The 19,758-nt window shown below is 73.3% G+C and carries 18 protein-coding genes; 9 read left to right on the top strand and 9 right to left on the bottom strand.

Annotation, left to right across the window (positions count from 1 at the left end):
- Positions 1–113 precede the first annotated feature (113 nt).
- Complete coding sequence (locus tag NLX85_RS29035) at positions 114–1,667, bottom strand: LPXTG cell wall anchor domain-containing protein (RefSeq protein WP_254340501.1); 1,554 nt, start codon at positions 1,665–1,667, stop codon at positions 114–116.
- Positions 1,668–1,845: 178 nt separating this feature from the next.
- On the opposite strand from NLX85_RS29035, the gene NLX85_RS29040 reads away from it, so the two are divergent.
- Together NLX85_RS29040 and NLX85_RS29045 are read left to right on the top strand one after the other, a co-directional pair.
- Positions 1,846–2,328 carry a SigE family RNA polymerase sigma factor gene (locus NLX85_RS29040; RefSeq protein WP_091315870.1) on the top strand — a complete coding sequence of 161 codons (483 nt, stop codon included), beginning with the start codon at positions 1,846–1,848 and terminating at the stop codon, positions 2,326–2,328.
- Complete coding sequence (locus tag NLX85_RS29045) at positions 2,328–3,377, top strand: LCP family protein (protein WP_254340503.1); 1,050 nt, start codon at positions 2,328–2,330, stop codon at positions 3,375–3,377. Before NLX85_RS29040 ends, NLX85_RS29045 begins: the two co-directional genes overlap by 1 nt.
- 34 nt (positions 3,378–3,411) lie before the next feature.
- On the opposite strand, the gene NLX85_RS29050 is transcribed toward NLX85_RS29045, so the two are convergent.
- A complete protein-coding gene (locus NLX85_RS29050; protein ID WP_254340893.1) occupies positions 3,412–3,624 on the bottom strand; it encodes a hypothetical protein in 213 nt (70 codons plus the stop codon).
- Between the two features lie 138 nt (positions 3,625–3,762).
- On the opposite strand from NLX85_RS29050, the gene NLX85_RS29055 reads away from it, so the two are divergent.
- Together NLX85_RS29055 and fbaA are read left to right on the top strand one after the other, a co-directional pair.
- A complete protein-coding gene (locus NLX85_RS29055) occupies positions 3,763–4,146 on the top strand; it encodes a phage holin family protein (RefSeq protein ID WP_254340505.1) in 384 nt (127 codons plus the stop codon).
- Positions 4,147–4,277: 131 nt separating this feature from the next.
- Complete coding sequence (gene fbaA / locus NLX85_RS29060; protein ID WP_254340507.1) at positions 4,278–5,300, top strand: class II fructose-bisphosphate aldolase; 1,023 nt, start codon at positions 4,278–4,280, stop codon at positions 5,298–5,300.
- Positions 5,301–5,353: 53 nt separating this feature from the next.
- Here the strand turns inward: fbaA and NLX85_RS29065 are convergent, their stop codons facing one another.
- The gene (locus tag NLX85_RS29065; protein ID WP_148427713.1) at positions 5,354–6,565 is read right to left on the bottom strand and encodes an LOG family protein; all 1,212 of its coding nucleotides are present in this window, start codon (positions 6,563–6,565) and stop codon (positions 5,354–5,356) included.
- Positions 6,566–6,826: 261 nt separating this feature from the next.
- On the opposite strand from NLX85_RS29065, the gene NLX85_RS29070 reads away from it, so the two are divergent.
- On the top strand, positions 6,827–7,255 hold the full coding sequence (locus NLX85_RS29070) for a DUF3151 domain-containing protein (protein WP_254340509.1): 429 nt from the start codon (positions 6,827–6,829) through the stop codon (positions 7,253–7,255).
- Positions 7,256–7,302: 47 nt separating this feature from the next.
- Here the strand turns inward: NLX85_RS29070 and NLX85_RS29075 are convergent, their stop codons facing one another.
- Positions 7,303–9,354 carry a chromosome partitioning protein gene (locus NLX85_RS29075; RefSeq protein WP_254340894.1) on the bottom strand — a complete coding sequence of 684 codons (2,052 nt, stop codon included), beginning with the start codon at positions 9,352–9,354 and terminating at the stop codon, positions 7,303–7,305.
- Between the two features lies 1 nt (position 9,355).
- On the opposite strand from NLX85_RS29075, the gene NLX85_RS29080 reads away from it, so the two are divergent.
- Entirely contained in the window at positions 9,356–9,550 is a 195-nt protein-coding gene (locus NLX85_RS29080) for a hypothetical protein (protein WP_254340935.1), read from the top strand.
- A gap of 112 nt (positions 9,551–9,662) precedes the next feature.
- Here the strand turns inward: NLX85_RS29080 and NLX85_RS29085 are convergent, their stop codons facing one another.
- A complete protein-coding gene (locus tag NLX85_RS29085) occupies positions 9,663–10,661 on the bottom strand; it encodes an acylglycerol kinase family protein (RefSeq protein ID WP_254340511.1) in 999 nt (332 codons plus the stop codon).
- Positions 10,662–10,783: 122 nt separating this feature from the next.
- Here NLX85_RS29085 and NLX85_RS29090 point away from each other — a divergent pair, with 122 nt between their 5' ends.
- The 3 genes from NLX85_RS29090 (at position 10,784) to purD (ending at position 14,491) form a co-directional block, all read left to right on the top strand.
- The gene (locus tag NLX85_RS29090; RefSeq protein WP_254340513.1) at positions 10,784–12,073 is read left to right on the top strand and encodes an adenylosuccinate synthase; all 1,290 of its coding nucleotides are present in this window, start codon (positions 10,784–10,786) and stop codon (positions 12,071–12,073) included.
- Positions 12,074–12,230: 157 nt separating this feature from the next.
- The gene (locus NLX85_RS29095) at positions 12,231–13,154 is read left to right on the top strand and encodes a type IV toxin-antitoxin system AbiEi family antitoxin domain-containing protein (RefSeq protein WP_308210864.1); all 924 of its coding nucleotides are present in this window, start codon (positions 12,231–12,233) and stop codon (positions 13,152–13,154) included.
- An 89-nt stretch (positions 13,155–13,243) separates the two neighbouring features.
- Complete coding sequence (gene purD, locus NLX85_RS29100) at positions 13,244–14,491, top strand: phosphoribosylamine--glycine ligase (RefSeq protein WP_254340517.1); 1,248 nt, start codon at positions 13,244–13,246, stop codon at positions 14,489–14,491.
- Positions 14,492–14,668: 177 nt separating this feature from the next.
- Here purD and NLX85_RS29105 read toward each other — a convergent pair whose 3' ends face one another.
- The 4 genes from NLX85_RS29105 to NLX85_RS29120 all read right to left on the bottom strand — a co-directional run bounded on the left by NLX85_RS29105 (position 14,669) and on the right by NLX85_RS29120 (position 19,737).
- Entirely contained in the window at positions 14,669–16,237 is a 1,569-nt protein-coding gene (locus NLX85_RS29105; RefSeq protein ID WP_254340519.1) for a N,N-dimethylformamidase beta subunit family domain-containing protein, read from the bottom strand.
- A 91-nt stretch (positions 16,238–16,328) separates the two neighbouring features.
- Complete coding sequence (locus NLX85_RS29110) at positions 16,329–17,894, bottom strand: AMP-binding protein (protein WP_254340521.1); 1,566 nt, start codon at positions 17,892–17,894, stop codon at positions 16,329–16,331.
- A gap of 174 nt (positions 17,895–18,068) precedes the next feature.
- Positions 18,069–19,283 carry an acyl-CoA dehydrogenase family protein gene (locus NLX85_RS29115; RefSeq protein WP_254340523.1) on the bottom strand — a complete coding sequence of 405 codons (1,215 nt, stop codon included), beginning with the start codon at positions 19,281–19,283 and terminating at the stop codon, positions 18,069–18,071.
- A 1-nt stretch (position 19,284) separates the two neighbouring features.
- Positions 19,285–19,737, bottom strand: coding sequence for an SCP2 sterol-binding domain-containing protein (locus tag NLX85_RS29120; RefSeq protein WP_254340524.1), 453 nt, complete (start codon positions 19,735–19,737; stop codon positions 19,285–19,287).
- Positions 19,738–19,758: the final 21 nt, after the last annotated feature.

Consider the following 19,758-nt stretch of genomic DNA (forward strand, 5'->3'; position numbering starts at 1 on the left):
CGTCGATGGTGTCAGCTCCGGCGATCTTGCGTCGTCCGGTTTTCGGGCGGACACGACGGTGCCCCGCCGACCGGGATGGTCGGCGGGGCACCGGTGTTCTGGTGGCGCTCCGGTCAGGCGACGAAGCGGGTCTTGCGGCGGCGGGACACGACGTAGCCGGCCGCGCCGGCGGCGAGCAGGAGGGCGCCGACACCGGCGATCAGGGCGGTGTTGGAACCGGTGATCGGCAGCGTGCCGCCGTCACCCTCGCCGCCGCCGTTGCCCCCGTTGCCCCCGTTGCCTCCATTGCCGCCGTTACCGGCGGTGCCCGACGTGATGGCGATGAGGGCGTAGTTGTTGGGCTCGTTCGGGTCCCCGGCGAGCTTGGTGGCCACCTTGCCGGAGGTCGCGTCCGTCAGCTTGTCGATCCGGAGGGTGAACTCCCAGGTGACGGTGTCGCCCTTGGCGAGGTCGCCGTAACCGATGCAGCCGTACTTCGCCGCGCCCGGCTCACCCGCGTGGTCCCACGGGTTCCACGGCTCGTCCTGGACCCAGGGAGCGCAGTCCTCGGAGACCTTGACCGCGGTGGTGCCCTGCGGCACCTCGACGACGGTGAGCGGGCCCTCCTCGCGCCAGGTCTCCACCACGGCCGGGCCGAGGTTGTGGGCGCCGGCGGAGACCTTCACCTGGTCACCGACCTTGCCGGTGGCGGTGCTGCCCACGGCGGCCAGGTCGGCGCCGTTGTCACCGGTCACCACGACGCTGACCTCGGTGTAGCTGTTCCACCGGTCCACGTCGGTCTGCGGGGCGGACTGCCGCGCGGCGCCGACCTCGACCAGGCGCAGCTCGTCGCCGGTGCCCGGCTTGCCCGGCGGCAGCGGCCAGGTCGGGTCCTTCTCGACCAGCGCCCAGTCGTCCTTGGTCCACCAGTCCACCGAGTTGACCACGCTGCTGCCCGTGCGGGCCGTCTTGTCCACCTTCACCGGGAGCGGTGCGGAGAGCTTGTAGCTCTTGCCCGGCTCCAGGTCCGTGTCGAAGCGGCAGATGGCGGGCAGGCCGTCGTCGTACTCGCAGTTGCTGAAGTTGCCGACGTACGGGGTCAACCAGTCGCTCTGCAGCCGCAGCACGGCGCCGTGGGCGGTGTTCTCGCCGCCGTTGCGGACCGTGCTGGGCAGGCCGACCTCGGCGCCCGGCGCGCCGTCGACGCTGTCCTCGGGCTCGCTCTGGAGGTCGACGCCCTCGGCCACGGTGACGCTGATGGAGCCGGTGGCGACCTTGCCGTCGCCGTTGGCCTTGACCGCGATCTCGGCCTTCTGCCCGGGGGTGGCGTCGGACTTCGCGGTCAGGTAGTAGTCGAAGCTCGGCACACCCCACTCGCCGGCCACCGCCTCGCAGTGCAGGTTGGCGTCGGTCGTGGCGCAGTCCCAGCCGCCGCTCGCCAGTTCCAGCGTGGCGAAGTCGTCGACCTTCGACAGGTCCAGGTCGAGGGTGAGCTTCTGCAGGTCCTCCTCGCTCTCGGGGTCGTACGCGTAGAGGTAGTTGAGGACCGTGTGGCCCGGCGCGACCAGCATGTCGTACGAGACGAGCTGGAAGGAGTCCGCCGCGGCGGCGGGGGTGGCGGAGGCGGCGACGAACGCGCCTGCGACGCCCAGCCCGGCGAGCCAGCGCCGGGTGGAGTGGGAAAGCATGGTTGGGGGTTCCTCCCGTGAATGATCAGGTGGAGCCCGTGGAGCTTAAAGAACTCTTAAGTAACACCGCTGCCCCGCGAGGCATTCACCGACAGATATTGACCGAACGGCTGATCAGCGTCGGTGCAATGTTCCGCCGGCCCGTGCCCGTCAACAGGGCGGGACACCGGGAGGTGCAGTGACGTACGAGGAGTTCGCCGACGCGCGGCTGAGCGCCCTGCTGCGGTACGCGGTCATGCTGACCGGCGATCCGCACCAGGCCCAGGACCTGGTGCAGGAGACCATGGTCCGGGTCCAGCTCAACTGGCGTCGGGTCGCCCGCAGCGACGCGCCCGAGCGGTACGTGCGCCGGATGCTCACCAACCAGTTCATCGACTGGCGGCGGGGCTCCTGGGCGCGCCGGGTGCTGCTGCGCGGCGAACCGGACGAGGCGGTGCCGGCGCCGAGCGACCACGCGCAGTCCGCCGTGGACCGCGACCAGGTCTGGTCGTGGCTGTCCCGGCTGCCCCGGCGGCAGCGGGCCACGCTGGTGCTCCGCTACTACGAGGACCTGCCCGACGCGGAGATCGCGGAGATCCTCGGCTGCGCCGTCGGCACCGTGCGCTCGTGCATCTCCCGCGCCCTGGCCACCCTCCGAGCCGAGTACGTGGAGGTCTGCTGATGATCGAGGACGACCTGCGGGCAGCCTTCGCCCGGCGCGAGGCGTTGACCCCGCCCACCGGCCCGGTCCGGGCCGCCATCGACCGGGCCGTGGTCCGCCGCCGGCGCCGCCGTCTGCGGCTCCGGGTCGCGGGTACGGCGCTGGCGGTGGTCGCCGCCGCCCTGGCCGGCTTCACCGCGATCGCACCGCGCCCGCCGGAGACCGCGAACCTGCTGGCGACACCCTCGCCGACGCCCACCGGGGCGCTGAACGTGCTGCTCCTCGGCCTGGACCAGGCCGGCGGGGGCCGGCGGGCCGACTCCGTGCTGCTGGTGCACGTCCCGGCGGACCGCAGCCGGCTCTACCTGGTCTCCCTCCCACGCGACCTGCTGGTGCCGATTCCCGGTCGGGGGACCGACAAGCTCAACGCGTCCTTCACGTTCGGCGCCGGGCCGGCCGGGAAGGATCTGGCCGCCGGATACCGGGCGACCCGGCAGGTGGTCGCCGAGCTGACCGGCGTACGGATCGACGCCGGCGCGGTGCTCACCTACCAGGCGACCCGCGAGCTCACCGACGCGGTCGGCGGCGTGCCGGTCTGCCTGCCGGCGGCGGTGCGTTCGGTGCACACCCAGCGGCGGTTTCCGGCCGGCTGCCAGACGCTCGGCGGCACCGCGGCGGTGGACCTGCTGCGGCAGCGCTACGGCCTTCGGGACGGCGGACTGGACCGGGACCGCAACGCCGGCCGGTACGCGGCCGGACTGCTCACCCGGATCCGGGAGGATGGGGTGCTGACCAACCCGGTGCTGCTCAACCGGCTGGTCTCGCAGGCCGGTTCGGGCCTGGTGACCGACACCGGTGAGACGTCCCTGCTGACGCTGCTCTCCCTGGCCGGGAAGGCGGCCACCGTCGATCCGGTCGTGGTCGGCCTGCCGGTCCGCTACACGGAGAAGGAACCGTTCGGGTTCCGGCTCGACCCCGCCCTGGCCCCGGGTTTCCTCGAGGCGCTGCGGACCGACCGGCTCGGCGAGTGGACGGCGGCCCACCCGAAGCAGGTCACCGCCCTGCGCTGACGCGTGGGCGGGGCCACCGGCCCCGCCCGCCCGCTCAGCGGTAGTCGTCCTCGTCGGCGGTGACCACCCGGGCCTGCTCCATGGCGTCCCAGTCGTCGACCTCCAGGCCCCGGTGCGGCTCGCCGTCGCCATCCTCGGGGGTGACCACCGCGGCCTGCTCGACCGCGTCGGCCGGATCCGCCTCCAGGTCGCGCTCCTCCGGAGCGAGGTGGTCGCTCGGGGCGAAGTCCTCCTCGGGCTGACCCATCGTCCCTCCCTGGATCTCGGTGCGGACAGTCACCACCACACCGTACGGGCTCACCCGGGCCCCCGCTCGGCGGCGGGCGGAACGGTGGAGTCGGCGATTGTCCCCTCCGGGGGGAACACCCGGTGCCAGGATGGTGCCGTGGGCTTCCTGATCCGGCTGGCGATCACCGCGGTGGCGCTGTGGGTGACCACGCTCATCGTGCCCGGGGTGGAGGTCACCGGCCACAACGGTTTCAACACCGTGTTCACCGTGGTCGTGGTGGCGCTCATCTTCGGCGCGGTCAACGCCCTGCTGAAGCCGGTCATCAAGGTGATCGGCTGCGTGTTCTACCTGCTCACGCTCGGTCTGTTCGCGCTCGTGGTCAACGCCCTGCTGTTCCTGCTCACCGACTGGATCGCCCGCGGGCTGGACCTGTCGTTCCACGTCAACGGCTTCTGGGCCGCCTTCTGGGGCGCCATTGTCATGGCGGTGGTGAGCTGGCTGATCAGCGTCGTGCTGCCGGACCGCCTGGACCAAGGGTGAGCGGTTCCCGGGTCGGTTGTGTCCGCCGCGCGCTCCTACGGGATACTTCCCGCGGTGGACAGCGCGGTCCGGCGCACCCAAGGACGAGAGCGGCCTGCACGGCCGAGAGCGGTAAGTAAGGAGCGTTCGACATGCCCATCGCTTCCCCCGAGGCTTACGCGGAGATGCTGGACCGGGCCAAGGCCGGCCGGTACGCGTACCCCGCGATCAACGTGACCTCCTCGCAGACGCTGAACGCGGCGCTCAAGGGCTTCGCCGACGCGGAGAGCGACGGCATCATCCAGGTCTCCACCGGCGGCGCGGAGTACCTGTCCGGCCCGTCCGTGAAGGACATGGTGACCGGCGCGGTGGCCTTCGCCGCGTACGCGCACGAGGTGGCCAAGAAGTACCCGGTGAACATCGCCCTGCACACCGACCACTGCCCGAAGGACAAGCTGGACAAGTTCGTCCGGCCGCTCATGGGCATCTCCCAGGAGCGGGTGAAGAACGGCCAGGAGCCGCTCTTCCAGTCGCACATGTGGGACGGCTCGGCCGTGCCGGTCGCGGAGAACCTGGAGATCGCCGAGCAGCTGCTCACCGAGGCCGCCAAGGGCAAGATCGTCCTGGAGATCGAGGTCGGCGTCGTCGGCGGCGAGGAGGACGGCGTCGAGAACGCCATCAACGAGAAGCTCTACACCACCGTCGAGGACGGCCTGGCCATGGTCGACGCGCTCGGCCTCGGCGAGAAGGGCCGCTACATGGCGGCGCTGACCTTCGGCAACGTGCACGGCGTCTACAAGCCGGGCAACGTCAAGCTCCGCCCTGCGGTGCTGCACGACATCCAGGTGGCCGTGGGCGCCAAGTACGGCAAGGACAAGCCGCTCAGCCTGGTCTTCCACGGCGGTTCCGGCTCGCTGCTGTCGGAGATCCGCGAGGCGCTGGACTACGGCGTGGTGAAGATGAACATCGACACCGACACCCAGTACACCTTCACCCGGCCGGTCGCGGACCACATGTTCCGCAACTACGACGGCGTGCTGAAGGTGGACGGCGAGGTCGGCAACAAGAAGATGTACGACCCGCGCGTCTGGGGCAAGGCCGCCGAGGCCGGCATGGCCGCCCGCGTCGTGGAGGCCTGCGAGCACCTGCGCTCCACCGGCACCACGATGAAGTGACCACCGCGTGAACCGGAGGCCGGCACCCGATCGGGTGCCGGCCTCCGCGCGTCTCATCCGGCGGTGAGCACCCGTACCGCCTCGCGGACGTCGTCGGTGAGATGCACCGTGGCCGACAGGTCGCCGAACGGGGAGGCCGCGAAGAGCGGCCGCAGCAGCGACTCCACGGGCAGCTCGGTGGTCCAGTAGGTGCGGTCCAGGAAGACGTACGCGCCACTCGCCCCGTCGGTGCCGTAGTAGGTCTTGGTGGCCGCCTGGAACACCTCCTGCACCGTGCCGGCCCGGCCCGGCGCGAAGACGATCCCGCCCCGGGCCAGCCGCAGGATGGTGTCCTCCCGGATGGCGTTGGAGAAGTACTTGGCGATCCGCCCGGCGAACAGGTTCGCCGGCTCGTGCCCGTACAGCCAGGTGGGGATGGCCAGGCCGCCCGAGCGGGCCCACTCGGTGCCGGCCGCCGCCGGGCGGGGCGTGGGCAGGGCCGGCCCGGCCGCGTAACGCTCCCGGACCCGCAGCGCCGCGTCGGTGTAGCGGTCGTGGTCGGTGAAGTCGGGCGCGGTCGCCAGCAGGTCGATCGCCGCGGTCAGCTCCTCCGCCGGCCAGGCCGCGAGGAACGCGCCCAGGTTGGCCGCCTCCATCACGCCCGGACCACCGCCGGTCACCACCAGCCGGTCGGCCCGCGCCAGCTCCCAGCCCAGCACCGCCGCCATCCGGTACGCGGCGCTGCCGCGCGGCACCGCGTGCCCGCCCATCACGCCCACCACGGACTGCGGCCCGTGCACGGCCAGCCAGGCCCGGGTGGCGTCGGCCAGGGCGTTGTCCACCCCGTGGTCGTGCAGCCGCTGGCCGAGCGCCTCGCGCACGTCGGGCAGGGCGCCGCCGTGCGCCCGGAAGTGCGCGTACACCCGGGTGTCGTACATCCCTTCGAAGCCGCCCTCGGCGAAGCCGGCGGCCAGGTCGTCGGCGGTGTAGAGGTGGGACGGCTGGGTCGGGTAGGGCAGCCCCGAAAAGGGCGGGACGACGTTCGCGCCCCGCCGGACCAGGTCCGCGCCGACCTCCCGGTCGGCGAACCGGCAGCCCACGAAGAGGGTGCCGGCGACCTCGACGCCGCGCAGGTCGGGGACCGGGTCCAGGTCGAGGCGGAGGCCCTGCACGGTCAGGCCGGCGAGGCTCCCCTCGGCCAGCCGCCGGTCGAACGCGGTCCGGGTCTCGATCTCGTCGGGGTTGGCGTGCGGCTCGATGACGTCCGCGGGTGGTGGGGTCGGCACCAGATCATCCTGCCCCGCGGCGGCAAGCCGGCAAACGCGGGCGGCACGGACAGGAGCCCGGCGGCCAGGCCACCGGGCTCCTGCGTAACCGGGTCCTGGGGAGGCTCCGGATCTGTAGTTGTAGTGGAAAAAGTCGCGCCGCGGCATGGGCCGCGGGTACGTGGGCGGCCACCGCAGGCGTGACGAAACCCTCAGCCGTTCAGCCGACCGGCTCGCCGGACCCCCTCGCGTACCCCAGGGCGAAGCGGGTTGAATGGGGCGATGCAGAACCTGTTGCCTGAGCCACCGGCCACCCTGCTCCCCGTGCACGAGGAGGCCGACGCCGCGCTGGCGTCCGCCGCCGAGCAGGACACCGACGAGGCGTACGCCGAGGTCGCGGCCCGCTTCCCGACCTACAGCGCGGGCTGGGCGGCGCTCGCCACCCGGGCGCTCGACGCGGGCCAGGTCGTCCCGGCGTACGCGTACGCCCGCACCGGCTACCACCGGGGCCTCGACCAGCTCCGCCGCAGCGGCTGGAAGGGCCACGGCCCGGTGCCCTGGTCGCACAGGCCCAACCGGGGCTTCCTCCGCTGCCTCTACGTGCTCTCCCGCGCGGCCGGCGAGATCGGCGAGGCGGACGAGGCGGCGCGCTGCGCCCAGTTCCTCCGCGACTGCGACCCGGCCGCCGGGGACGCCCTGGCCAGCCACTGAACGACGCGACGGCCGGTTCCCCGCGAGGAGCCGGCCGTCGCGCCCTCCTACAGCCCTTCCGCCACCGAGGCGGCGATCTTCAGCCAGGCGTCCCGGGTGGCCGAGGAGAGCTGGCCGTACCGGATCGGCTCGCCGGTGTCGATGAGCCGCTCGTACGGCGCCAGCAGCACCGCCCGGGTCCGGGCGGCGAAGTGCTCCTGGATGGCCGGCAGGTCGATCTCCTTGCGGGACGGCGGCATCGACACCACCGTCACCGCCTGCCGGACCAGCCGCTGCCGGCCGCTCTGCTCCAGGTGGTCGAGCATCCGGGCGGCGGTCTCGGCCGAGTCGTTCCGCGCCGACATGGTGACCACCAGCTGGTCGGTGGCGTCCATGGCGGCCTGCCAGTTCTGCGCCCGCACGTTGTTCCCGGTGTCCACGAAGATCAGCTTGTAGAAGCGGCTGACCACCTCGCGGATCTCGGCGAACGCCGCGGCGGTCAGCATCTCGCCGCCGGTCGCCGACTCGTCCGAGGCGAGCACGTCGAACATGCCCTCGCCCTGCGAGCGGACGTACTGCGACAGGTCGCCGACCCGGCCGTGCGACCCCTGGAACTGGGCCAGGTCACGCAGCATGTCCCGCACCGTGCGGGAGTGGAAGTCCTGCTGGGCCCGCATCCCCAGGGTGCCCTGCGTCTCGTTGTTGTCCCAGGCCAGCACGTACCCGCCGCGCTTCTGGCCGAAGGTCATGGCGAGCAGCAGGATGGCGACCGTCTTGCCGGCGCCACCCTTCGGGTTGACCACCGTCACCTGGCGCAGCCCGCCGAAGTTGCGGCGCACCATCTCGATGTCCCGCCGCATCTCCTGCTCCTGCCGCCCCGGCGCGAGCCGGACCAGCCCGATCTTGTTGACCACCGCCCGGACGCCCATGGTGGCGACCGGGTCGACCGGCCGAACCTGCCGCCGCCGCGCGAAGTCCTCCGCCGTCGGCGGGGCACCGCTCGCCGGCGTCCAGACCTGCTCCGGGTACGCGGCCGGCCCCGGCTGCTGCATTCCGGGCTGCTGTGCCGGTGCCGGCTGCGCCTGCGGTGCGCCTGGCTGCGGGGGCGGGGCCGGCTGCTGGGGCCAGGCCGGCGGGTACCACCCCGGCGCCCCGGCCTGCGGCGCCGGCGCGGGTGGCCCGGCGTGCGCCGCCGGTGGACCGTAGCCGACTGGTCCCGGCGTCGGCTGCCCGTGGCTACCCGGTCCCGGGGTCGGCTGTCCGTAGCCACCCGGTCCGGGCGTCGGCTGTCCGTAGCCACCCGGACCGGGCGCCGGCTGCCCGTAGCCACCCGGCCCGGGCGTCGGCTGTCCGTAGCCGACCGGTCCGGGCGGGTAGGCCGTCCCGTCGCCGTAGGACTGCGGTAGCGGCACGCCCGGCGAGGGCGGGAACGGGCCGAGTCGCGGCGTCTCGGCCTCGGGCGACCCGTCGGCGGCCGGGGCCGCGCCCTCGGGGCCTTCGTGGGGACCATCCTGCGCCGGTGGGGTGGCTCCGGCCGCGGGCGCCACCGGCCCGGAAGCAGCCGAGTTGGTAATGGGCTGGGTCGCTGGCGGAGCCGGACCGGAGTGCGGCGCCGGCGTGGTGGGGTCGGCGGTCGCGCGCTGCGGGGGCTCGGCCCAGGGAGAGTCGGGCCGGCCGTTCGGTGGCGTGCCGGCCCCGCGGTCACCGGGGCTCTCCGCCTCTCCGCCAGGTGGTTCGCCATCCGCCGCAGGGGCGTCGGCCCCGGTTCCGTCCGCTGCTCCGGTAACCGGCCGGGGAGCGGTCGCTCCGGGCGTGGTCGCTTCGGGCGTGGTCGCTCCGGGCTTGGTCGCTTCGGGCGTGGTCGCTTCGGGCGTGGTTCCCGTGGTGTGGGCCGTGTCGTCCGGGCCGGCCGTGGTCGCCGGCCGAGGGTCGGTCCCTCCCGGCGTGCCAGCTTCGGGCGTGGCCCCGGAACTGTGAGCCGCGTCGTTCGGGCCGGCGGTGCTGGCCGGTCGGGGCACGGTCGCTTCCGGCGTGGTCGCCGTCGGGGTGGGCGACGGCTGGTCGAGGGTGAACGGCAGGTCCAGGTCGACCGGGGGCTGCGCCACGCGAGGTGCGGGCACGGTGTCACCCGCGGGTGCCTCGTCGGGAGCCGGCGGCTGCGGCCACGGGGTCGACGGCGCGGCGTCGCTGGGCGGGACGGGCCAGGGCGCCGCGCTCGGCTGGGCCGGGGCCGCCCACGGCGGGGCGGTGACGACCGGGTCGGCCTGCTCGGGCGGCCAGAGCGGTTCGATGTCCCGCTCCGGCACCTGCGGTTGACCCGGCACGTGGGCCGGGTCGGCGTGTTCGTGCACCACGGTTCCTCCCCATTCCTCCCGCCGAGGATAGGCCGTCCGGTCTGCCGGGTGGCCCGAGCGGGGATCGACGGAGGTCAGGCCGTCCAGACCGCCCAGGCGCCCGGCTCGGTCCACCAGGACCGCTTCCGGCTCAGCTCGCCCTCGACGCCGTCGTCGAGGAAGGGCACCTTCTCGTCGCGCGGTACGACCGCCGCCGCGCGGCCCCGGGCCCGGCGCACCTCCAGCCGTACCCTCTTCCTGCCCAACGCGGAGCGGGTGACCACCGGCACGGCCACGGCCACCTGGACCCGGCCGTCGGACGGGTCGGGATCGGCCAGCAGCGCCACGTCGCCCAGGCTCGCGTAACCGCCGGCGTTGCCGATCGCGCAGGCCATGATCGGCTCCTCGCCGGTGCTCAGCACGGTGCCGTCGACCTCGACCCGCGCACGCCAGTGCAGCGGCCGGCCCGCGTCGTCGGCCGCGCCCAGCAGCGCGCCGTCCAGCGTCACCGAGCCGCCGTCGTTGCGCAGCAGGTCGAGCCGGCGGGGGGTGCCGTCCAGCACCGCGGCGGCCACCGCGGCCGGGTCGCGGGGCAGGCCGAGCTGCGCGGCCAGGTCCCGCGCCGTCCCGGACCGGGCCGGGTCGAGCGGGAGTACGCCAACCGGCGGCAGGTCCGGCACGGTCCGGTTCCCGGGCAGGCCGGCGGGGCGGCGGCTGGGCGGCGGAGCGTACCGCCGGACCAGCCGGCGCAGCACGGCGCGCAACTGACCGTCACTGGCCGTGGCGACGACCAGCCGGGTCTTGGAGTCGGGGTCCGGCCAGGTGAGGCCGTCGGCTCGGGGCGGGCCGTCGAGGCGGGCCAGCACCTCGTCGATCTCCGCGTCCGAACGGGCGGTCACCGTCTCCACCCGGGCGCCCCGGGCGGTCAGCGCGTCCGCACAGGCCAGCACCGGCACGCGCGGCGTCTCGCAGCGCTCCTCGGGCCCCTCGCCGGCCGCCTCCGACGCGCCACCGCAGCAGGCCCCACCGCTGCCGCACCCGCCGCCGGGCGCGTCCCGCTCCGAGCCGAGGGTGAGCAGCACCACGTCGTACACGAAGGAGCCTCCTGCTTCTCGACGAACCCCTGCCGGTCCCGCCGTCACTACTTGTTAGCCTGACACCCCGGGCTCGCCGACCGGTCGCCACCTGGCACCCGAGCCTTCTGGAGGCGGAGAAGATGCCAGCGATCGTGCTCATCGGCGCTCAGTGGGGCGACGAGGGCAAGGGCAAGGTTACCGACCTGCTGGGTGAGCGGGTCGACTACGTCGTGCGCTACTCCGGCGGCAACAACGCCGGCCACACGGTGATCACACCGGACGGCCAGAAGTACGCGCTGCACCTCATGCCGTCCGGCGCGCTCTCGCCGGACGCGATGATCATCATCGGCAACGGCGTGGTGGTCGACCCGAAGGTGCTGCTGGAGGAGATCGACGGTCTCGCCGAGCGGGGCGTGGACGTCTCCCGGCTGCGGATCTCGGGTGACGCGCACCTCATCATGCCGCACCACCGGGCGCTGGACCGGGTGGTCGAGCGCTACCTGGGCAGCTCGCGGATCGGCACCACCGGCCGGGGCATCGGCCCCGCGTACGGCGACAAGGTCGCCCGGATGGGCATCCGGCTCCAGGACCTGCTGGACCCCGGCATCCTGCGCAAGAAGCTGGAGCTGGCGCTCCGCGAGAAGAACCAGGTGCTGTTCAAGGTCTACAACCGCAAGGCGATCGACGTCGACGAGACCGTCGAGGAGTACCTGCGCTACGCGGAGCGGCTGCGGCCGTACATCGCGGAAACCCGCGTGATGCTCTGGGACGCGCTGGACCGCGGCGAGACCGTCCTGCTGGAGGGCGCCCAGGCCACCATGCTCGACATGGACCACGGCACCTACCCCTTCGTCACCTCGTCGAACCCGACGGCGGGCGGGGCGTGCGTGGGCGCGGGCATCCCGCCGACCGCGATCACCAAGGTCATCGCGGTGAGCAAGGCGTACACGACGCGGGTGGGTTCGGGCCCGTTCCCGACCGAGCTGTTCGACGACAACGGGCAGCACCTGCGCAAGATCGGCCACGAGTACGGCACCACGACCGGCCGCGAGCGCCGCACCGGCTGGTTCGACGCCGTCGTGGCCCGCTACGCCTGCCGCCTCAACGGCGTAACCGACCTGGTCATCACCAAGCTGGACGTGCTGACCGGCATGCCCAAGGTGCCGATCTGCATCGGCTACGAAATCAACGGCGAGCGCTTCGACGACATGCCGATGACGCAGACGGACTTCCACCACGCCACCCCGATCTACGAAGAGCTCGACGGCTGGTGGGAAGACATCACCAAGGCCAGAACCGAAGCCGACCTGCCGGAAAACGCCCGACGCTACATCGCCCGCATCGAAGAACTCTGCGGCACAAAGGTGAGCATCGTAGGCGTAGGCCCAGGCCGAGAAGAAAACGTAACCCGCCACCCCCTCCTCCCGTAACGCCCTCACTCCCCACGAGTTGATCAAGAAGTTTGCGTCTGATTTCGGCGCGAGTTCTGACGCAAACTTCTTGATCGACAACGGCTGGGGTGTGGGTTGTCCACAGGGTTTTCCACAGGGGTTTTCGAGGTGTGGGGGCTCTGGGCAGCCTGGGTGGGTGGCTGATCGTGTTGGGTTGAGTCGGGTTGCTGGGCGGCAGGGTGGGGTGGTGACCGCCTCCCAGGCCGTTGCCCTGGGATTCAGTCGGGACCAGATCCGTCATCTCGCACGATCGGGGCGGTGGATCAGGGTGGCGCGGGGCTGTTTCGTGCCGGCGCCGCAGGTGGACGTGGCGGCACTCCGGCGGGCACGCATCCGGGCGGCCGTCGCGACTCTCGGCCCCGGAGCCGTCGCCGTGCTGGACACCGCCGCCGAACTGCACCGCATCGGTGGTCTGCGCGCCGCGTCAGCGGTTCACGTCTCGGTGCCTCCGGGTCGGCCACGTCCCCAGCGGCCGGCTGACCCGGATCTGGTGGTGCACCAGCTCACCCTCGGTCCGGGTGATGTCGGCACAGTCGCCGGGCTTCCCGTCACGACCCCGGTCCGCACGGTGGCCGACGTCATTCTCCGGGCCGACCGTTATCCCGCGGTGTGCGTCCTCGACTCGGCGCTCAACCGGCAGCTGATCGACGAGTCGGACCTTTCCCTGGTGGCGGCGCTCATCGCCCGGCGGCGGGGTGCCGTCGCGGCCCGACGCTCCCTGGCGGAGTCGGACGGCCGGGCCCAGTCACCCTTGGAGACCCGGGTCCGGCTGCGTTGCGTGGACGGCGGCGTGCCGCCCGACGCGCTGCAGTTGGAGGTCCGCGACGAAGACGGCTACCTGCTCGGCATCGGCGACCTGGGCTGGCGCGCCGCCCGAGTCATCGCCGAGGCCGACGGCCAGACCTCCCACCAGGCACCCCAGGCCATCTACGAGGACCGCCGACGCCAGAACCGCCTGACGAACGCCGGCTGGACCGTCCTCCGCTTCACCTGGCCCGACACCCTCCGCCCCGACTACATCGCCCACACGGTCGCACGCGCCCTCGGACGGCCTCGTTGATCAAGAGGTTTGCGTCATTGAGGACCGGAATTGAGACGCAAACTTCTTGATCAACAAGGGTGGGTGGGGTGGTCAGTAGGATGCCGGTCGTGCGGGTTCTTCTTGTGGGTGGTGGAGGGCGGGAGCATGCGCTCGCGCTCGGGCTGGTCGGCGATCCTTCCGTCGAGGCGCTGGTGGCGGCTCCGGGGAATCCGGGGATCGCTGCGGTGGCCGAGGTGCGGGACGTCAACGCCACCGATCCGGCGGCGGTGGCGGCGCTCGCCGTCGAGGTGGCCGCGGATCTCGTGGTGATCGGTCCGGAGGCGCCGCTGGTGGTCGGGGTCGCCGACGCGGTCCGCGCCAAGGGCATCGCGGCGTTCGGGCCGTCGGCCGAGGCGGCCCGGCTGGAGGGCTCGAAGACGTTCGCCAAGGACGTGATGACCGCGGCCGGCGTGCCGACCGCCCGGGCGTACACCTGCACGGACGCGGCGAGCGTCGGGAAGGCGCTGGACGAGTTCGGTGCGCCGTACGTCGTGAAGAACGACGGGCTCGCCGCTGGCAAGGGCGTCGTGGTGACCGATGACCGGGCCGCCGCCGTACGGCACGCCGAGGAGTGCGGCCGGGTGGTGATCGAGGAGTACCTGGCCGGTCCCGAGGTCTCGCTCTTCGTGGTCACCGACGGCGAGGCGGCCGTGCCGCTGCTGCCCGCCCAGGACTTCAAGCGGGTCGGCGACGGCGACACCGGGCCGAACACCGGCGGCATGGGCGCGTACGCGCCGCTGCCCTGGGCCCCGCCGGGCCTGGTCGACGAGGTGATGCGCGACGTGGTGCACCCGACGCTTGCCGAGTTGCGCCGCCGGGGCACCCCGTTCGCCGGCCTGCTCTACGTGGGCCTGGCGATCACGGCCGCCGGCCCGCGCGTGATCGAGTTCAACGCCCGCTTCGGTGACCCGGAGACCCAGGTGGTGCTCGCCCTGCTGGAGACGCCGCTGGGCGGGCTGCTGCACGCCGCCGCCACCGGCACGCTGGCCGCGCATCCGCCGCTGCGCTGGCGCGACGGCGCGGCGGTCACCGTCGTGGTGGCGGCCGAGGGCTACCCGGCGGCGCCGCGTACCGGTGACGTGATCACCGGCGCGGACCGCGCCGGGGTCATCCACGCCGGCACCCGCCGGGACGCCGACGGCGCCCTGCGGTCCGCCGGGGGCCGGGTCCTCTGCGGCACGGCCACCGGCCCCGACCTGGCCGCCGCGCGGGACGCCGCCTACGCGGTGGTACGTGGCATCGGGCTGGCCGGCTCGCACCACCGCTCGGACATCGCCGCCGCCGCCGTGGACGGCCAGATCGGTCTTCCGGCCTGACCGGGCCCGACGGCCTCGTCGCCGTCCGGAACCATGGCGGCGACGAGGCGACCACCTGCCGGCCGCGTGGAGGGTTACCGCGACGGCTGCCGTTCGCGGAAGACCACCGGCCGGTCCGGGCGGGGAGGCGCCGGCGCCGGCGCCGGGCGATCGGCTACCTCGGCGGCGGGCCCGTCGTCAGCGGTTGGTCGGGCCGGGTGGGGCCTCCGGCTGATCCGCCGTCCTGAGGCCGGTTTCGTCAGGCGGCACCGTGCCGCCGCGTGGGCCTCCGACGATCCGGTCGAGCACGTTGGCGGTGGCCCGCTCGATCCGCTCGTCGCGGTGCCCGCGCCGGTTGAGCGCCATCGTCCAGCCGAGCGTGCCGGTGGCGAAGACCACCGCGCCACCGGGCCGTTCGTACACGTGGGTGCTCTGCATCCGCCGCCCGCCCTGCTGTGCGGGGTAGAGCGACCCGCTGAGCAGGGTTTCGCGGAGTCCGAGGGGCCGTGCGGCGCCGGCCTGGACGCCGTCCGCCTCGCCCTGGACGACCCCGGGAATGCGGTCGCCGTCGGCCACCCCGGTGCCGGCCCACACCCAGTGGTCGGCCGAGCGGACCACCAGCGGCTGCGGGGTGACGACGATGCCGTTGTACTGGACGCCGAGCAGCGCCTGCTCGGGATTGTCGAGGCCGCGCCAGGTCACCGTCGGGCCGGCGGCGTCCTCGTCCGGGTCGGGGGTGGTCTTGGCGCAGGCGACGATCCGCTCCGGGTGGCCGCCGGCGGAGGGTCGCACCCGGATGTGCCAGTAGACGCTGTTGGCGCCGAGGAAGGCGAGGCTGGTGCCGTCGGCCAGTCCGGCCTCGGCGGCCCGGCGCATCTCCGCCGACCAGTACTCGTCGTGCCCGCAGAACACCAGCCCCCGGTGGCGGGCCGGGTCGAGTCGCCCGGAGTGCAGGTCGAAGCTGGTGGCGTAGCTGATGTCGTAGCGGTTGCGTTCGAGCCACTGGACGGCGTCGTGGTCCCGGCTGAACTGGGCGGGCTGGCCCGCCTCGGCGTACGGGCGGTCGAAGGAGACCTCGCGTGCCCGCAGTGCCGGGTCCCGCCGCCCGCTGGCCGCGTAGCCGTTGTAGAGGCTCTTGCCGGCCCGCCCGTCCCGCGGCCACTGGTTGTACGCCTGCCAGGTGGTCACCGGCAGCACCACGCAGACCGCGGCGGCCCGCCGGTCGTCCCGCACCACGAAGGGCGTGCACGCGCGCCAGCCGTCGGCGGAGGTGAAGACCGCCTGGTAGAGGCCGGAGGTCCAGTCCTCGGGGATGCGGAGGGTCCAGGACACCGGCCACCGGCAGGCGATGGCGCCGGTCACCGGGTCCGCGGGCGGCACCGGCTGTGGGGTGCCGTCCAGGTCCGGGCTGGTCAGCATGGTCCGGGCGCCGGCGCCGCCGTACCAGCCGAGCCGGTGCACGGTGATCCGGAACCGGCCGGCGGGATCGACCGCGACGTGGAAGTCGACGGACTCGCCGGGGGCGAGGCTGGTCGTCGAGGCGTACCCCTGGATCTGCCGCCGCCGGTCGTCGGCGGCCCGGGCGCCGTCCGGCGGCCACCAGGGCTCTCCGGCCGCGGAGTTCTCCACCTCGACGGGCGGGGACGAGCCGCGGACCGGCGTGGCGGCGCGGCGTCGGCTGAGGACGGGCTCGGAGGCGCCGAGCGCCGTGGCCGAGACGCCACCGAGGAGGAGACCCAGGGCCCGACGCCGGCGGATTCGGACCATGCGAGCAGCTCCCGAGGGTGGAAGGCACCGCCGGAACAGCCGGCGCACGGAAGGTATCACCGGCGGAGGCCGCCCGTCCGTCCCCTGTGGCTCAGCCGTAGTAGCGGCGGAGCTCCCGGCTGAGCACCTTGCCGGTGGCGTTGCGCGGCAGGTACTTCACGAACACCACGTCCCGGGGTACGGAGAAGCGGGCCAGGTAGTGCCGGACGTACTCGCGGACCGCCTCCGGGTCGAGCGTCTCGCCGGGGTGCAGGGCGAGGAAGGCGGCCAGCCGCTGGCCGTACTCGGTGTCCGGCACGCCGATCACCGCGACCTCGCGGACCTGCGGCAGGCGGGCGATGAGGTCTTCCACCTCGGAGGGGAAGACGTTCTCGCCACCGGAGACGATCATGTCGTCGGCGCGCCCGTCGACGAAGAGCAGGCCCTCGGGGTTCATCCGGCCCAGGTCGCCGGTGTCCAGCAGGCCGTCGCGGCTCTCCCGGCCGGCACCCGAGGTGTAGCCCTCGAAGAGCATCTCGTTGCCCACGAAGATGCGGCCGACCCGGCCGTCCCGGACCGGTTCGCCGGCGTCGTCCACGATCTCCAGCCGGGTGCCGTGCGGCGGGCGGCCCGCCGTGGTGGGGGCCGTGCGCAGCTCGGCCGGGCCGGCGATGGAGGCCCAGGAGACCTCGGTCGAGCCGTAGAGGTTGTAGAGGACGTCGCCGTAGCGGTCCATGAAGGCGGTGGCCAGGCCGCCGGGGAGCGCCGAGCCGCTGACCGCGACCACCTTGAGCGGCGGCCGGGCAGCGGGCGGTGGCACCTCCATGAGCCGTTGCAGCATCACGGGTACGGCGAAGAGCGCGTCGCAGGGATGCGCGGCCAGGGCGGCCAGCGTGGCGGTCGGGTCGAACCGGCGGTGCAGCACGATCGTGGCGCGTAGCGCGAACGACACCTGGAGGGCGGCGTACCCCCAGGTGTGGAAGATGGGCGCGGCGATCAGCACGGTGTCGTGGACGTGCAGCGGGATGCGGTCGATGATGGACACCAGCGGGCCGAAGCCGTGCGGCGTGGGCCGGCGGGCGCCCTTGGGCGCGCCGGTGGTGCCGGAGGTGAGCACGATGGTCCGGCCGTCCCGCTCGGGTGGCTGGAGCTGGTCACCGGGCAGCGCGCCGGCGATCAGCTCCTCCTGGCGGCGCTCGTCGACGCGGTGCAGTTCGGCGGGGAGGCCGAGGACCCGCTCGGCGAACTCGGCGTCGTGCACGAGCACGCGCAGGCCCTGCTCCTCGGCCACGGTGGCCAGCTGGGCCGCGGAGAGGCCGGTGTTGACGAGGACGGCGTCCGCGCCGAGCAGCATGGCGGCGACGATGGCCTCGATGAGGCCGTGGTGGTTGCGGCAGAGCACGCCCACCCGGTCGCCGGCCTGTACGCCGAGCCCGGCCCGCAGGGACCGGGCCAGCCGTTCCGACCGGTCCAGCAGTTCCTGGTACGTCAGCGCGGCGCCGTGCTCGTCGACGACGGCGGTCCGCCCCGGGTCGCGGGCGGCGGCCTGGCGCAGCTCGCCGGCGAGGCTCCAGCCCCACCGGCGCAGCGCGTTGAGTTGGGAGGCCACCCGGATGGGGCGGCCCGGGTTGAGCAGTCCGCGTCGGGTCAGCGTGGCGACGATGAACGGCAGGTCCAAGTCGCGACCCTCCTTCGCGTTCGTGTTCTCCCGATCATGCACCGGGGTCGGCGCGCCGCCCAGCCCACGTGATCAGGTGCCCAACCTGCGGACACCCTGAACGTGGCGGGTGGACCGGCGGCCCGACCCGCGGCACGTGGTGCCACCGCGGGTCGGGTCGGGGTCCGCCGGCGATCAGCGGATCTGCATACCGGAGATGGCCCGGGAGATGACCAGCCGCTGGATCTCGGAAGTGCCCTCGAAGATGGTGTAGATCTTGGCGTCCCGGTACCACCGCTCGACCGGGTGGTCGCGCAGGAAGCCCGCGCCGCCGAGGAGCTGGACGGCCCGGTCGGTGACCGAGACGGCCACCTCGCCGGCCTTGAGCTTGGACATCGAGCCCTCGCCCGCGCTGAACGGCCGGTTGTTGCGACCCATCCAGGAGGCCCGCCACACCAGCAGCCGGGCCGCGTCGATCTCCATCTTCATGTCGGCGAGCGCGAACGCGACCGCCTGGTTCTCGATGATGGGCCGGCCGAACTGGACCCGTTCCTTGGCGTAGTCGAGGGCGTACTCGTACGCGGCGCGGGCCACGCCGAGCGCCTGCGCGCCGACGGTCGGCCGGGACAGTTCGAACGTGCGCATCGCGGCCTGGCCGGAGGCGCGTTGGCCGGTGCGGGCGCGGGCCAGCCGCTCGTCGAGCGCCTCCCTGCCGCCGAGCAGGCAGCGCCCGGGCACCCGTACGTCGTCGAGGAAGACGTCGGCGGTGTGAGAGGCGCGCAGTCCGAGCTTGCGCAGCTTGCGGGTGGCGGTGAGCCCCGGCGTACCCGGCGGCACGACGAACGCGGCCTGTCCCCGCGAGCCCAGTTCGGGTTCGATCGAGGCGGTGACCACGTGCACGCCGGCGATGCCGCCGTTGGTGGCGTACGCCTTCTGCCCGTTGAGCACCCACTCGTCGGTGGCCTCGTCGTAGACCGCCCGGGTCCGCATCGACCCGACGTCGGAGCCGGCCTCCGGCTCGGTGGTGCAGAACGCCGCGACGGCGGGCTGGTCGACGTCGCCGAAGCACTGGGGCACCCACTCGACCATCTGGTCGGGGGTGCCGGCGCCGTAGATGGCGGCGACGGCCAGCGAGGTGCCAAAGATGCTCAGGCCGATGCCGGCGTCACCCCAGAACAGCTCCTCGCTGGCGATCGGCAGGGAGAGTCCGGTGGGGTCGGCCCAGCAGGTGGCGAGGAACTCGAAGCCGTACAGGCCGACCTTCGCCGCCTCCTGGATGATCGGCCAGGGCGTCTCCTCGCGGGCGTCCCACTCGGCCGCGGCCGGGCGCACGACCTCGGCGGCGAAGCCGTGCACCCAGTCGCGAAGGTCCCGCTGTTCCTCGTTCAGGTCGAGCGAGAACTCGGCCATCTCAGGCCTTGGGGATGTCGAACAGGTTGGCGATGTTGGCGGCGAGGCCCAGGTCGCCCTTGGCCTTCAGCTTGCCGGTCATGAACATCATGACGGGGTTGCCACCACCGGAGACGATCTTCAGGAACTCGACCGGGCCCATGGTGAGGCTGAGCTTCGGGTCCCGGGTGGGGGTCTCCGAGACGGTGCAGGTGCCGTTCTCGATGACGATCTCGTAGGTGTCGGTGCCACCGTCGGGACGGCCGGTGATGTTCCAGTGGATGACCGCGTTGGTGGAACCCGCCCGGTCGGCCCGGAACAGGCTCGGCATCCGGTTGAAGACCTCGCTCAGGATCTTGCCGCGCAGGTCGCCGGACATGACCTCGGCGAGCTTGTCGTCGGGGGTGGACTTGACCAGCTGCGCGAACTCCTTCGGGCCGACGTTCGCGAAGTTGGCCGGGTCGAAGTCACTCATGGGGGATGCACCTCTCGGGCG

This window comes from Micromonospora sp. A3M-1-15 (assembly GCF_024213425.1).
Lineage (GTDB): Bacteria > Actinomycetota > Actinomycetes > Mycobacteriales > Micromonosporaceae > Micromonospora > Micromonospora chersina.

Excerpts from the sequence above, each read along its gene's own strand:
- NLX85_RS29035 (WP_254340501.1), bottom strand. The coding sequence starts at position 1,667 with ATGCTTTCCCACTCCACCCGGCGCTGGCTCGCCGGGCTGGGCGTCGCA.
- NLX85_RS29045 (WP_254340503.1), top strand. The coding sequence starts at position 2,328 with ATGATCGAGGACGACCTGCGGGCAGCCTTCGCCCGGCGCGAGGCGTTG.
- NLX85_RS29050 (WP_254340893.1), bottom strand. The coding sequence starts at position 3,624 with ATGGGTCAGCCCGAGGAGGACTTCGCCCCGAGCGACCACCTCGCTCCG.
- fbaA (WP_254340507.1), top strand. The coding sequence starts at position 4,278 with ATGCCCATCGCTTCCCCCGAGGCTTACGCGGAGATGCTGGACCGGGCC.
- NLX85_RS29070 (WP_254340509.1), top strand. The coding sequence starts at position 6,827 with ATGCAGAACCTGTTGCCTGAGCCACCGGCCACCCTGCTCCCCGTGCAC.
- NLX85_RS29090 (WP_254340513.1), top strand. The coding sequence starts at position 10,784 with ATGCCAGCGATCGTGCTCATCGGCGCTCAGTGGGGCGACGAGGGCAAG.
- NLX85_RS29105 (WP_254340519.1), bottom strand. The coding sequence starts at position 16,237 with ATGGTCCGAATCCGCCGGCGTCGGGCCCTGGGTCTCCTCCTCGGTGGC.
- NLX85_RS29115 (WP_254340523.1), bottom strand. The coding sequence starts at position 19,283 with ATGGCCGAGTTCTCGCTCGACCTGAACGAGGAACAGCGGGACCTTCGC.
- NLX85_RS29120 (WP_254340524.1), bottom strand. The coding sequence starts at position 19,737 with ATGAGTGACTTCGACCCGGCCAACTTCGCGAACGTCGGCCCGAAGGAG.